This is a genomic window from Pseudoalteromonas sp. Z9A5 (assembly GCF_011378875.1).
Classification (GTDB): domain Bacteria; phylum Pseudomonadota; class Gammaproteobacteria; order Enterobacterales; family Alteromonadaceae; genus Pseudoalteromonas.
The window spans coordinates 45,249-60,344 of record NZ_WTLC01000007.1 but is presented as its reverse complement, the minus strand read 5'-3'; the positions used below and the strand labels follow the sequence as shown (position 1 = coordinate 60,344).

The following is a 15,096-nucleotide window of genomic DNA, read 5'->3' as shown; positions in this document are numbered from 1 at the left end:
TATCGCTAGTTTGTCTGTTTTATCCATTATTCAGCCCCTCTTACTGTTATATCTGCCGTGCTATCAATATCAACTAGAGAAACTTTATAGCCCTTGTTTTCAAGTAAGGTAAGTAAACTATCTTGTCCTGCAAGGTGGGCAACTCCAACAAGTACAAACTCATTTTTGTCGTTGTTAAACATGGCTTCTACTTTTGGTAACCAATCATTATTTCTATCTGTAATGAGTTGTTTATAGCTATTCGGATCATTTTGCTGCATATCTTCAAGTGCCACTTTATTCAGTGTGTCTGTATCACCTTTGCGCCAGGCAGCTAAAAGTCCTTTAAACATATCGCCATAGTTGTGAAGCTCGGCTAAGTTACGTTTAATGAAATCGTTTTCATTGCCTTGACCCATTGTTTTAAAAAGCTCTAACTGAAATTCGATTGTTTCTAAGTAATTTTTTGTTTTGTTATCTTCAGTCGCTTTTTTAGTAAAGTAAGCATCAACCCCTTCACCCATTAAATTTTGCTTTTGAAGCTCCATCGACATTAAGACAATACTAACCATAGCAGGGCGAAAACCATCTAACTTAGCTAGGTTAGCGCCAAACTCGCTAAGCTTATTTTCAAGTAAAGCCTTAATCTCGGGTTCTAGCTTTTGACTTAACGTTTCATTATTTGTATACGATAGCGCACCTAACATTTGCATTTGTGCATTGGTGTCGGCTGGGTCAGGTAACGGTGCTTCTAAAATAATTGTATCTGCTTGTTCATAAGCATGGTTAAACTCAGCGGGTAGTGGCATTTCAGCTTTAGGTAGTATGTGAACTGTACCGCCAATAAATAGTGAGTCATTACCATTACTTACTTGCCATACAGAGCTTTGAGCCTGTGCTGTATTTGCTAAAAGGCTACAACTAAGTAATACGCTGGCAGATACTAATTTTTTTGTGAATTTTTTCATGATAATTCCTTAATATAACTTTTAATTTTATTGTTTTTAGTTCGATAACACATTGCTGAAATATGTAGTGATTGACGATGTTACCTTTGAAAGATTTTTATCAATTTGCGAGTTTATTTTGCTCATTGAAGAGTCAAGCTCAGCTGATATTTTTTCATCTATTGAAGAAAGTAATGTCTGCTTATCAACATTACTTTTTAAAAACTCAGAAGCGTCTATTTTGTTTATTTTTTGATTAACAGGGTTAATTGCCTTTATGCTTTCACCAATCATGCATTTCTCAAAATTATTTTGAACGGTGTTTTGTTTAGTGTCAGCTGCAATAACTGAAGCAGTATTAAAAGCAGTTGCTAGTAGTAAAGCCGGTAGTACTTTTTTCATTGTGCTGTTCATAATTAAACCTTTTATATTTTTAGCTGCAGCCAATTTAGAATCACAAATGATTTTTTACTAAGCTGCTTGTTGATGACGGTTTAAAGAATATCGCTGAATTTATTAAGAGTCGCTTATCTAGTTATGAGCAATTAATAGATAAGGTTTAAAGCTAAATAATTGTTTAAATTTAGTGTGTTAGCATTAAACCTTATAATGCTAATATAAGGTTTAAAATGCTTTTTCTATAAAATAAAGTGTAGATGTGATACGGTTTATAAAAATAAAAATACGTAAAGACTATGAATTATCAAATCGGACCTTGGCAATTTATTAGTAATCGCTGTGTGATTACTTCAAACCATTTAGAAAGGGAATTAGATCCACTTTTAGTAAAGTTATTACTCCACTTTATAGATAAGCCTCAACAAATCGTTTCCCGCCAAGAGCTTATTGAGAGTGTGTGGCAACAAAGCTTTGTTGATGATAATGCGATTAACCGTGCAATCTCAGAGTTAAGAAAGCAGCTTGCCCACCCAATTGAAAAAGCGCCGCTTTTAAAAACACATTACCGTAAAGGATATAGCCTAACGGTAATACCTGAGCGTTTAACGCAAGCAAACGTTTCTAAAGAATCTGCAAACATTTCGCCTGATTCACCGGGTATTTCTGCCAAAAATGAAGAGATAGCTAGTGCAACTATTTCGCAACCAGTTCAAAAAAAGAATAGTAAAAAGTTTTTGATTTATTCTTTACTCGTCATTATTTGCCTGTGCTTTTTAGTATGGTTTGGGTTGTTTTTTATTAATGAACTTTCTAGCGAAAAGATTAAACAGATCACGGTTAATAAGGTAGCAAGCACGTGGAATATAGGCAGTGAGGTTCACCCTGAAATATCCTCAGATAAACAATATTTAGCTTATACAAATGTTGAACCTGAAAATGACATAATGCATGCATTTGTAAAGCGACTATCTGATCAAAGGGAAGTTGAAATTACCTATCCTGGCTTTCAAGTATCTATTTTATCATGGCAGTTAAATCAGCACTCTGTGTTGTTACAAGCGACCAACTTAAAGCAGCAAAAGTGTGAAATGGTACTCGTTGATTTAAGCCAGTTTCCTGTTATAGGAGAGGCTACTTTAATTAAAAAGTGCGACCTTAGATACACAGGTTATGCGCAAGTAGACGAAAGTGGTGAGCATATTTATTACACCGAATATAAAAATGAGCATGAGGGTTCAGGTTTATATAAATATGATTTAGAACTTAAAAAAGAATTCATAGTGATCCCACCACCAGGCGTCATGTATGGTGTAATCATGCCTCGTTTATCTCATTCTGGTAGTAAAATAGCATATGTACTTAGCCAAAAGGGTAAGCCTTTTTCTGTATTTAGCTACAACTTTGAGACCCATGAAACCAAGCGGTTATTTAAAGCAAAGAAAAGCATAATTAGCTTCGCGTTTGACTGGCTTGCAGACGATAAAGGCGTGATTGTTTTTGAAGACTCTGAGCTTTCAACCATTGTGTTTGATGAAAATAATATTATTAAACGCACACTAACGGTTACCCCAGCAATTTCACCTTATTATATTGCAGTTCAATCTGCTAATAGCCTTTTTTACTCAGCAAATAAAACACAAGCATTTTCGTTAATTAAAGCGACTAATCTTTTTAGCGATGTTCCTGAGTATGAAGCACTCTACAAAAGTGATGAAGACGACTACAACATTGTAGAAGTCATTAATGAGAAAGGGCCAGCGCATATTTTTGTATCCGAGCGCTCTGGCAGCAGTCAGTTGTGGTTATCTCAAAATGGGCTTACAAAGCAACTTAGTAACTTTACTTATGAAGGGAAATCTACCTTTGCTATTGGCGGATTAAGGGTATCGAGTAAGCAAGATCGTGTTTTATTAAGAGTTAATAGCGATATTGCATTTTTTGACGTTATGTCGAACAAGCTCTATACCATAGCTGAGTTTAAAGGGCGAAAAATACTAAACTATGTATGGTCTAAAGATAATGAAAGTATAATTTATTTAGAGCGAAGTGGTTCAGAAAATCTATTTGGTCAGTTTAATTTATTAACGCGAGACACAACTATATTAGAGGATATTAAAGCCAACAAATTAATTTCAGGCGCTGACGGTACTAATTATGCAATTACTAATAATCAGTTAATTAAATTATCAAATAAACAGAATTGGGAATTGCCTAAAGACGCGCGACAAGCACAACTTTTTGCCATTAATGGTAATTACCTTTACTACTCTGATGCTATTTCAAGAGTTGCTCGGCTTAATTTAGAAGATAAAACAGTAAAAGATGTGCACGTGGATTTTAAACCCATCGCATTTTTTATTAGTGATAACAATCAGATTTTCTTCACAGAATCAAAATATAAAGACATGCAAATAATACAGATAAGTTGGAACGACTAGGGCGTGTCTATCTTTCTAGATTAAGTTTGTAGCAGTGTGTTGTTTTTCTTTAATAACATTTTCGATTGTTATACCAATTCGCTTAATTAAGTGATCTATTTTGAGGATGGAAAAACGTGTTGGTAGCTAGGCAAAAAATTCGCTATTTAGTTGTTCTAAATGAGAATTTTTTAACACAGGTAGCGACACGTTTAGCCCCGCAAAATGATTAAGTATTATTGCGGATTGGTATTATGTTGATAAAAGAAAAGTTAGAGCAAAAAAATAGCGAGAAGTGAGTCTTCTCGCTATTTTTAATCAAGTGTAATCTCGACAGTTAAATAACCTTAATGCCGATTAATTTGTAACAACCGAACCTCTATTTATTTAATAGAGGTTTTAAGTAATGCCCAGTATGTGAACGCTCACATTCACCAACTTCTTCTGGCGTGCCTGCAATGAGTATTTCACCACCACCAGCGCCGCCTTCAGGTCCTAAATCGATAACCCAATCAGCTGTTTTAATCACATCAAGGTTATGCTCAATAACAACAATAGTATTACCGTGATCGCGAAGCCTGTGCAATACAACAAGTAGCTGTTCTATATCTGCAAAGTGTAAGCCAGTAGTTGGCTCGTCCAATATATAGAGTGTTTTACCTGTGTCACGCTTTGATAGTTCACGCGCTAGTTTTACACGCTGTGCTTCACCACCAGAGAGAGTCGTAGCGGCTTGACCTAAACGCACATACGACAAACCAACGTCCATAAGAGTTTTAAGCTTACGTGCAATAGCCGGTATTTTATCAAAATACTCATGAGCGTCTTCAACAGTCATTTCGAGGACTTGATGTATATTTTTGCCTTTGTATTGTACTTCGAGTGTTTCGCGGTTATAGCGTTTGCTCTTACAAACATCACACGGTACATACACGTCGGGTAAAAAGTGCATTTCAACTTTAATTAAGCCGTCACCTTGGCAAGCTTCACAGCGTCCGCCTTTAACGTTGAAGCTAAAGCGACCTACTTTGTAGCCACGTGAGCGCGCTTCTTGTGTACCTGCAAATAACTCACGAATGCCAGTAAATATTCCAGTATACGTTGCTGGATTTGAACGCGGAGTACGACCAATCGGGCTTTGATCAATATCGATTACTTTATCAAAATGGTCTAAACCGCTAATTGATTTATACGGTGCTGCTTCGGCTGTCGTTGCGCCATTTAACTCCGTATGAGCAAGCTTAAATAAGGTATCATTTATTAATGTTGATTTACCTGAGCCCGATACACCGGTAACACAAGTCATTAAGCCAAATGGAATTTTTAAATCTACGTTTTTAAGATTGTTACCCGTTGCACCAAACAGCTCTAGCCATTTGTCGTTAGTTGGATGGCGTACTTTTGGTATTTCTATTTTACGCACACCTGATAAAAACTGACCAGTAACAGACTCTTTGCTTGCTAAAATATCGTCACGGGTGCCCTGGGCAATAATATAACCACCATGAACACCAGCACCAGGACCAATATCGATAATATGATCAGCGGCTCGAATTGCATCTTCATCGTGTTCTACCACAATTACAGTGTTACCCAAATCACGTAAATGAACTAAGGTTTGTAATAGGCGGTCGTTGTCGCGTTGATGCAAGCCAATTGATGGTTCATCAAGTACATACATTACACCAACAAGACCGGCACCAATTTGACTCGCTAAACGAATACGCTGCGCTTCACCGCCAGATAGAGTGTCGGCACTACGTTCAAGTGATAAGTAATTTAGGCCTACATTAATTAAAAATGATAAACGGTCGCGAATTTCTTTTAATATTTTTTCAGCTATTTGGCCTTTTTGTCCGGTTAGCGATAACCCTTCAAAAAACTCCATAGCCTCACCAATACTCATGCAGGTAATTGCAGGTAAGTTAGTTTTACCAATAAATACGTTGCGAGATTCTTCGCGTAAACGCGAGCCATTGCAACTAGGGCAGGCTTGGCTTGTTTGGTATTTAGCAAGTTCTTCACGTACAGAGTTTGATTCTGTTTCGCGGTAACGGCGGTTCATGTTATTTAACACGCCTTCAAACTCATGGTTACGAGTAATTAAATCACCACGGTCGTTACGGTAATTAAACGCAATTTTAGTGCTGCCAGAACCATCTAAAATAATTTTTTTAGATTCGTCATCTAGCTCTTGATAAGGTACATCTAAATCAAAATTATAATGTTCAGCAACCGCTTGTAGCATTTGATAATAATAAAAGCTGCGTTTATCCCACCCTTTAATAGCACCGCCAGCAAGGCTCAACTCAGGGTTTTGTACAACACGAGTGGGATCAAAATACTGACGTATACCTAATCCATCACAAGTTTGACACGCACCCGCAGGGTTGTTAAACGAAAATAAGCGAGGCTCAAGCTCCGTCATTGCGTAACCACAGGTTGGACAGGCAAAGTTTGCTGAAAATAAAACTTCTTCAGCACTGCTGTCGTCCATGTATGCTACTTTGGCAACTCCATTTGACATTTCAAGTGCGGTTTCAAACGATTCAGCCAAACGCTGTTGTAACCCATTTTTTACTTTAAAGCGGTCAACAACGACTTCTATTGTATGTTTTTTATGAAGTTCAAGCGTTGGTGGATCTGATAAATCACATACTTCACCATCAATACGAGCGCGTATATAACCTTGGCTAGATAACTGTTCTAATAACTTAACGTGTTCACCTTTACGCTCTTTTACTATTGGCGCAAGCAACATTAACTTACTGCCTTCAGGCAGCGCTAAAACGGTATCAACCATTTGGCTAACCGTTTGTGCAGCAAGTGGTAAATTATGCGTAGGGCATCGAGGCTCACCCACACGGGCAAACATTAAACGTAAATAGTCGTATATTTCGGTAATAGTTCCCACAGTAGAGCGTGGGTTATGAGACGTTGATTTTTGCTCTATAGAAATAGCAGGAGAGAGGCCCTCGATATGGTCAACATCGGGTTTTTCCATCAGTGATAAAAACTGTCTTGCATATGCAGAAAGAGACTCAACATAACGCCTCTGTCCTTCAGCATAAAGTGTATCAAATGCAAGTGATGACTTCCCTGAACCAGATAGCCCAGTGATAACAATTAATTTATCACGTGGGATGGTTAGGCTGATGTCTTTCAAATTGTGCGTTCGTGCGCCTCTGACTTCAATGTTTTCCATGCTATCTCGTTTATTACCAAAGTTATTTACTCAGTATCGCATAATACGAAGCAAGATTAATCCTTGATCAATGAAAAAATCCTTACTTATAGGCGATTAATTTTTGCCAAGCTTATGGTAGAATCTCAACCTTAATTTTTCATACTGTAAGATCACATAAATAATGACCGCATCTTCACTTAATTCACGAGAAAAACGCGCTGCAGTATCGCTAGCAAGTGTGTTTGCATTTAGAATGCTTGGCTTGTTTATGCTGATGCCTGTAATGGCTATTTATGGGCAGTCGCTTGACGGCTTTTCGCCTATTTGGATAGGCTTTGCTATTGGTGCTTATGGGTTAACACAAGCTGTGTTACAAATTCCTATGGGTCGGTTATCAGATAAAATAGGTCGTAAAAAAGTAATTGTAGGTGGTTTAGCTGTATTTGCGCTGGGCTCTGTAGTTGCAGCGTTAGCTGACTCGATTCAAATGGTAACTGTAGGGCGAGCCTTACAAGGTATGGGAGCAATAGCAAGTGCGTTACTTGCGTTTGCATCTGATTTAAGCCGAGATGAGCAGCGACCAAAAGTAATGGCGGTAATAGGAATGAGTATAGGCATGAGCTTTGCTTTTGCTATGCTACTTGGACCGATAGTTGCTGCCTCTTGGGGGATTTCAGGTGTATTTTGGCTAACCGCTGTGTTGGCGATTGTAGGCATATTTATTGTTACATTACTGGTCCCTAAAGCCGTTAATAAAGCCCCTAAGGGCGATACACTAGCAAGCTTTAGCGATATCAAAAAGCTAATTAAACATCCGCAGTTAGCACGCTTAAATGCTGGTGTATTACTACTACATTTAACGCTAACAACTATTTTTGTTGTACTTCCGAGTCAACTAATTAAAGATGGTTTGGTGGCTAACCATCATTGGTATTTATATATACCGGTGTTGTTTTTAGCATTTTTATTAATGGTACCAATTATGATTATTGCCATTAAAAAAGAAAAAGAAAAACAGGCATTCATAGGTTCAGTTGCATTGTTAAGCGTAAGTATGCTTGCCATGTCTATTTGGGTTAATAGCGTAATAGGTATTGCTGTTTGTATGCTGCTTTATTTTGTCGCATTTAATTTTTTAGAAGCAACTATGCCAGCACTTGTATCGCGTATAGCACCAGCAAGCCAAAAGGGTTCTGCAATGGGTGGGTATTCAACCAGCCAGTTTTTAGGTGCCTTTTTAGGCGGTATGCTTGGAGGTTACGTAGCGCAAACAACAACAACGCAAGCTGTGTTTGCGGCAGCAGCACTTGTTGGGTTAATATGGCTTATTGTTGCGTGGAAAATGCAAGTTCCACCTAAAAGCAAAGTTATTAGCTTAATAACCAAATTAAGTTCTGAGGAGCAAGCTCAAACGCTCGCTTCTCAATTGGTTGCATTACCAGGCGTAATAGAAGCAACCGTAGTTCGCGATGAAAGCCGCAGCTATTTAAAGATTAATGATAAAGAATTTGACCTAGACCAAGCACGTAAAGTAGCTGGTTTAATCTAACGTTTATAGGAGATGGTTCCATGGCACGCGGTGTGAACAAAGTAATTTTAGTTGGTAATTTAGGACAAGATCCTGAAGTTCGTTATATGCCTAACGGCAATGGTGTAGCAAATATTACTCTAGCAACTTCAGACAGCTATAAAGATAAAAACACTGGCCAGATGGTTGATAAAACGGAATGGCATCGTGTTGTATTTTTTGGCAAGTTAGCAGAGATTGTTGGCGAATATTGCCGTAAAGGTTCACAAATTTATGTTGAAGGTAAACTTCAAACGCGTAAATGGACCGATCAACAAGGTCAAGAGAAATACACAACAGAGATTGTTGTTGATGGCTTTACTGGTCAAATGCAAATGCTAGGCGCACGTGGTGGCGATCAGCAAAGCAGTGGTGGTTACCAAGGTAATCAAGGTCAAGGCGGACAACAAGGTGGTGGTTATCAAGGTAATCAACCACAAGGCGCTCAGCAACACAGTGGTTATGGTCAAAACAATCAGGCTCAAGGTGCACAGCAAGGTGGCTATACTCCACAGCAGCAAGCCGCTCCTGCAGCACAACCAAAACCAGCCGCAGCACCACAGCAACAAAGCAACCAATATCAGCCGCAAGGTGGTTTTGCACCACAACAAAGCAGTGCACCACAAAAGCAAGGCGGTTTTGCTCCTAAACCACAAAATGCACCACAAGGCGGCGCATCAAATCCAATGGAACCAACAATAGATTTTGATGACGATATTCCTTTTTGACCTAAGACAAAATACAAAATGTTGAAAAAGTATTTTAAAGCCGCTTAATAGCGGCTTTTTTGTTTTTTAATGAAAAATTATTATTTAATCAGGTACTTTATTGATATATGTGGAGTTGCAAACTACGCTAAATAAAATTTTGTTAACTTTATTTATGAGAAATATGAAAAACTGTGCCGCTATTTTATTTCTTATTTTTCAACTGTTCAGCTTCAACTTACATGCATTCTCATCACTAATTGCTACTTCAGATACTTTAGTTTTAAATACGTTAAATCCAAAAATATCGTCTTCAAAAAAAACCACATATATTTTACTTATAAATACCTTAAATCAAGACTCACCATGGGAAAAAAGTGTTGAAGTTGGATTACGTGCTGAACTTGGAAAGCGAGTGTCTGGCTTTGATTTGTTCGTTGAAAATATGGATATAGAGCGATTTGATGAAGTTCAACAAAAGCAGGTTATGGAGTTATATTTACAGCAAAAGTATGCAAATAAACGTATAGATGTAATTATTACTCAATCTGCTTCTGCCGCTATATTATTATCCGATTTTACAAATTTATTTATTGATGTACCAAAAATATACTTAGAGCCAGGCACGCAATTTAAGGTATTAGAAAGTGGGAGCATCATCCAATCTAAATTAGATTATAAGCAGGCTACATCAGATGCTATAAATTTAATGAATGCTAAAAAACTCATTGTTATTTTAGATACAACAAATGATATGGGGTTTAATTTTCAGCAAGATTTTATGCCTACAATTACTAAAAACTTTTCTCATTTAGCTATTGAAAAGTGGTTTGATGTGCCTACAAAAGAACTTATGGAGAGAGTTAAACATACCTCATCTGATTCTATTATTTTATTCACCCCCATTTTTAGGCGTTACAATAATAATGCACTTAGCCCATTTCAGTTTGTGAAACTATTAACAAGTAATAGTAAAGCGCCTATTTTTAGTTATTGGCATTCATTGTTGGGTTCTGGAATCGTTGGCGGATATTTATTGTCAGGTGAAAAGCTTGGAGAGAAAGCAGCTAATTCAATAATTTCATTTCATGATAATAAAGGTTTAACGTCTGTTATGGGGGAAGGCTTGAGCGCTTATTACTATGATTGGCGACAATTAGATCGGTTTGGTATAGAGCTTGAAAGCTTACCAAAGGATGCAATAGTTACTTATTACGAACCTTCATATTTCAAACAAAATAAAGTACTTATTTATAGTGTCATTTTTATAATTGTTACATTAAGTAGTTTTTTAGCTTTTGTTTTGGTTTTAAATAGTAAGCGAATTCAGTTGTTAAATGCGCTTGATAGCGAAAAGTTAAAATTAGAATCTCGAGTAACACGACGAACCGAAGAGTTACTAATAGCAAAAGAAGAGGCTGAACATTTAGCATCAGTTAAATCAGCATTTTTAGCTAATATGAGTCATGAGATAAGAACACCTATGAACGGCATTATTGGGCTTACCAATATGCTACTAGATAGTGGATTACCACTAGAGCAAAAAGAATATTTAAATAAGATAAAATACTCCTCTGATCAGCTACTTTCTGTAATTAATGATATTTTAGATTTTTCCAAAATTGAGTCTGGCAATATTAATTTAGAAGAATATCCTTTTTCTATCAACTCTGTAGTGGACTATATAAAAACAACATTTGAAAACCAGGCGCAAAAAAAAGGAATAGAGTTTGTAGTTAATGTTTCACCGAATGTAACACCTGATTTAATGGGTGATGTTGTTAGAATTAATCAGGTTCTGTTAAATTTATGCTCTAACGCGATTAAGTTTACATCTCAAGGACAAGTGTCAGTTAGCATTGAAGCAGAAACTAATTTAAATGAATATGAACCAATACAAATGCACTTTATTGTTAAAGATTCAGGTGTAGGGATCGCGCCAAAAAACTTACCTCATCTATTTGAGGCCTTTACTCAAGAAGATACCTCTACCACCAGAAATTTTGGAGGGACAGGCTTGGGATTAACGATAAGTAAGCGTTTATGTAAACTAATGGATGGTGATATTTCTGTAAAAAGTACATTAAATATTGGAAGTGAATTTATAGCATCGATTAAAATAAAACCTAATAATCAAGTGATTATATCGGATAAACACAACTTAACGTTTCCAGATGCTTTTGATGTGTTAGTTGTTGATGACAATATGTTAGCGCTTAACGCGATTGAGATACAACTCACTTTAATGGGGTTAAGGTGTACTTTGTGTAAGTCAGCGCAAGAGGCACTTTATATTCTTGAAAAAGAAGTGGGTAAGTTTAAAGTTATTATTACAGATTGGACTATGCCAATTATAGATGGCGAGCATTTTTTAACACGTATAAATTATATGGATTCTAAACCTTGCGACGTTATTATTGTACTTACAGCTTACGATAAAGATTCAATAAATCATTTAGCAAAAAAATTAAATATAAATACAATTTTACAAAAACCTGTTTCAACAAGTGTTTTGCATAATGTAATTGAAACAAATATTTTAGATTCAACAAAATTGGCTCTATCATCCAACCAAGACTCTTTGGCAGGCTTAAAAGTATTAGTTGTAGAGGATAACGGAATTAACCAATTAATTATTGCTGATCTTTTAGAGAAAAGAGGTGTAATAGTTCATTTAGTTGAAAATGGGCTCGAATGTACTGAAACTGTCAAATCAGGAGAGTTCGATATGATATTGATGGATATTCATATGCCTGTTATGGATGGTGTTGAGGCAACAAAAATAATCCGAAGGGATCCTGACAAAAGGATTGCTAATATTCCAATCATAGCCTTAACGGCAAATGTGATTGAGGAAGATATTACGCATTATTTATCAATAGGTATAAGCGCTCATGTAGCTAAGCCTATAAAAATAAAAAAATTGCATAGTACTATTATTCAGTGTTTAAAGAGCAACTCAGATTATTTGGATAAAATACAGTAATCAAAAAATTTTAGAAAAGCGGATAATATATATAGGCTGATTTTAATTGCCGTTATATTTAATAATTATGAGTGAGTCCGTTTTATAGCATTAAATTTAAACGCGACTTAAATAAGCGATCTTACAAAAAACTGGCAAACAACATAATATTTAAAATAGTTAGAATTAAGCCAATTAATAACAATAATAAACGCATCACTTTTGAATTTTTATGCTTGCCCATTACTTTTTGCGATGATGTTAAATAAATCTGTAAAAAGACGGTAATGGGTAATTGAATGCTTAATACCATTTGAGAAATGATTAAACCTTTAAATGGGTCAGAAATCCAAAATATAAGTAATGTCGAGATAATTAATATACCCGCCACACCAACCTTAGTGTGGTTATTTTTTATATTATAAGGTTCTTTAAATATTCCAGCATAAACAGAGCCGCCTGCCATCCCCGCCGTTATTGTGGAAGATATTCCGGCGAATAGTAATGCGATTCCAAAAACTAATGCTGCCTTTGAGCCAAGCATTGGCGTAAGAAGATGTTGGGCTTGTTCTAATTCAGTAACGATTATTTTTTTATCAAAAAATGCAGCTGCGGCAAGTATTATCATTGCACTATTTATAGCCCAGCCAATAATCATAGATACTAATGTGTCTGTAAACTCATACCTTAATTGCTTTTTAATAACGGCTTCATTTTCATTATTCCATTTTCGACTTTGAATTATTTCTGAATGTAAAAATAGATTATGAGGCATAACTACGGCACCAAGTACTGCCATTACAATCATAATAGATCCATCAGGAATGCTAACCGTTACCCAACTTGTAAGTGCTTTGGACCAATCAATACTAACAATGCTCATTTCATATAAAAATGAAAATCCAATAATAGAAACAAAACCAATAATAAGCTTTTCAAGCTTTGAGTAAGTGTTGGTAAACAGCAATACAATAACAATAACTAAAATAATGACAGAGCCGATGAGTATAGGAATATCAAAAAGAAGGTGCAGGGCAATTGCCCCACCGAGTATCTCAGCCAAAGCGGTAGATATAACGGCAATAATACTGGTAAAAAGAACTGACCTAGCAACATGAATATTCAAGTTTTTCATTGCTGATTCAGCTAAACAATCACCCGTAACAATACCCAGATGCGCGACATTGTGCTGTAGTACAATTAGCATTAGGGTTGATAATGTTACCATCCACAATAATGTGTAACCAAACATTGAGCCAGCCGCAATATTTGAAGCCCAATTACCAGGGTCAATAAAGCCAACGGTTATGAGTAATCCGGGTCCTATATATTTGAATACTTTACTTAGCCCATATTTATTCCTATGTTTTGAGCCTACTGTGGGCAATAACTTAATTTTCATAATAGAAGTGAGCTTTAATGTTGAACCGCAGTTTGTTTTAGTTTGAAAAGGTATTGATAGGGCATATACATACTAATAACTAGCAACAAAGCCATGGAATCCTCCACGGCTTTGTAATGTTACTTTTATAGTGCAGCAACAACTTCGACTAACGTGTCTTTGGCATCTCCAAAGAGCATCTGTGTGTTTTCTTTAAAAAATAGTGGATTTTGCACCCCAGCATAACCGGTTGCCATACTGCGCTTTAAAACGATAGACGCTTTACCATGCCAGCACTCAAGTACCGGCATGCCGGCGATAGGGCTATTTGGTTCATCAAGTGCTGACGGATTTACAATATCGTTTGCACCAATCACAAGTGAAACATCGACTTGTGGAAAATCGTCGTTTACTTCATCCATTTCAAAAACAATGTCGTAAGGAACCTTAGCTTCAGCTAATAACACATTCATTTGTCCAGGCATTCGCCCTGCAACAGGGTGTATTGCAAAGCGCACGTTAATATCTTTTTCACGTAATTTACTTGTAAGTTCAGAGACTATTTGCTGCGCTTTTGCAACGGCCATTCCGTATCCAGGAATAATCATTACTTCTTTTGCGTTCATGAGCAGCTCTGCTGTTTCGGTTGCACTGATTGTTAGTACTTCACCTTGTTCTTGATCCCCAGCAGGTAAAGCTTTTACATTGCTACTACCAAATCCACCGGCAATTACCGATAAGAAATTTCGGTTCATAGCTTTGCACATTATATAGCTCAAAATAGCTCCGCTTGAACCAACTAATGCACCAATTACAATGAGTAAATCGTTATTTAGCATAAAGCCTGTCGCGGCAGCGGCCCAGCCTGAATAACTATTAAGCATAGATATAACAACCGGCATATCGGCACCGCCAATTGCCATAACCATATGAACACCAAAAACTAAAGCAAGCGCTATCATAATAACCAGCGGCAACATGCCATTACCAACAGCAGACTGCACAACGAATTGCTGTCCAAGCCACGCTACAGCAACTAATAAAACAAGGTTAAATATGTGTCGCCCTGGTAGTGTTAAAGGCTTACTGCCTATTCGACCAGATAATTTACCAAAAGCGGTAATTGAACCTGAAAGTGTAATAGCACCAATTAAAACACCTACATAGGTTTCAATATCGTGAATGGTTAAGTCAATTCCTGTAAAATGACTAGAAGCATCCGCAAAGTTAGCATACCCAACCATTATAGCCGCGAGCCCGACTAGACTATGTAAAATAGCAATCAGCTCTGGAATTGCAGTCATTTGCACTCGTTTTGCTACAAGTAAACCAATACTGCCACCCACTAATAATGCAATCATCAACTCAATATAGTTATTGGTAACAACACCTAAAACAGTCGCCAAAAGTGCTATCACCATGCCTGAAATACCATACCAATTACCTTTACGGGCAGTTTCTTGATTGGATAGACCGTTTAAAGCCAAAATAAAAAGAACCATCGCAGCAATGTATGCCACGGTTACAATACCAGTACTAATCATAAC

9 protein-coding genes are annotated in these 15,096 nt (G+C 36.7%); 4 read left to right on the top strand and 5 right to left on the bottom strand.

Going from position 1 to position 15,096, the window contains the following annotated elements; genetic code table 11:
- Positions 1-26 precede the first annotated feature (26 nt).
- On the bottom strand, positions 27-947 hold the full coding sequence (locus tag GQR56_RS05590; RefSeq protein ID WP_166109421.1) for a TraB/GumN family protein: 921 nt from the start codon (positions 945-947) through the stop codon (positions 27-29).
- Positions 948-983: 36 nt separating this feature from the next.
- Positions 984-1,340, bottom strand: coding sequence for a hypothetical protein (locus GQR56_RS05585; protein WP_166109420.1), 357 nt, complete (start codon positions 1,338-1,340; stop codon positions 984-986).
- Between the two features lie 281 nt (positions 1,341-1,621).
- Here GQR56_RS05585 and GQR56_RS05580 point away from each other — a divergent pair, with 281 nt between their 5' ends.
- Positions 1,622-3,763, top strand: a complete 2,142-nt coding sequence (locus GQR56_RS05580; protein ID WP_166109419.1) for a winged helix family transcriptional regulator — start codon at positions 1,622-1,624, stop codon at positions 3,761-3,763.
- Positions 3,764-4,121: 358 nt separating this feature from the next.
- On the opposite strand, the gene uvrA is transcribed toward GQR56_RS05580, so the two are convergent.
- On the bottom strand, positions 4,122-6,947 hold the full coding sequence (gene uvrA, locus GQR56_RS05575) for an excinuclease ABC subunit UvrA (protein ID WP_166109418.1): 2,826 nt from the start codon (positions 6,945-6,947) through the stop codon (positions 4,122-4,124).
- A gap of 163 nt (positions 6,948-7,110) precedes the next feature.
- Between uvrA and GQR56_RS05570 the strand changes: the two genes are divergently transcribed.
- The 3 genes from GQR56_RS05570 (at position 7,111) to GQR56_RS05560 (ending at position 12,189) form a co-directional block, all read left to right on the top strand.
- Complete coding sequence (locus GQR56_RS05570; RefSeq protein WP_024611836.1) at positions 7,111-8,478, top strand: MFS transporter; 1,368 nt, start codon at positions 7,111-7,113, stop codon at positions 8,476-8,478.
- A 20-nt stretch (positions 8,479-8,498) separates the two neighbouring features.
- A complete protein-coding gene (ssb, locus tag GQR56_RS05565) occupies positions 8,499-9,224 on the top strand; it encodes a single-stranded DNA-binding protein (protein ID WP_166109417.1) in 726 nt (241 codons plus the stop codon).
- Positions 9,225-9,387: 163 nt separating this feature from the next.
- Complete coding sequence (locus GQR56_RS05560; protein WP_166109416.1) at positions 9,388-12,189, top strand: response regulator; 2,802 nt, start codon at positions 9,388-9,390, stop codon at positions 12,187-12,189.
- Between the two features lie 121 nt (positions 12,190-12,310).
- On the opposite strand, the gene GQR56_RS05555 is transcribed toward GQR56_RS05560, so the two are convergent.
- Together GQR56_RS05555 and pntB are read right to left on the bottom strand one after the other, a co-directional pair.
- Positions 12,311-13,570, bottom strand: a complete 1,260-nt coding sequence (locus GQR56_RS05555) for an Nramp family divalent metal transporter (RefSeq protein WP_166109415.1) — start codon at positions 13,568-13,570, stop codon at positions 12,311-12,313.
- Positions 13,571-13,695: 125 nt separating this feature from the next.
- Positions 13,696-15,090 (bottom strand): Re/Si-specific NAD(P)(+) transhydrogenase subunit beta, encoded by a 1,395-nt coding sequence (pntB, locus tag GQR56_RS05550; protein ID WP_166109479.1) that lies wholly within the window; start codon positions 15,088-15,090, stop codon positions 13,696-13,698.
- Between the last annotated feature and the right edge of the window lie 6 nt (positions 15,091-15,096).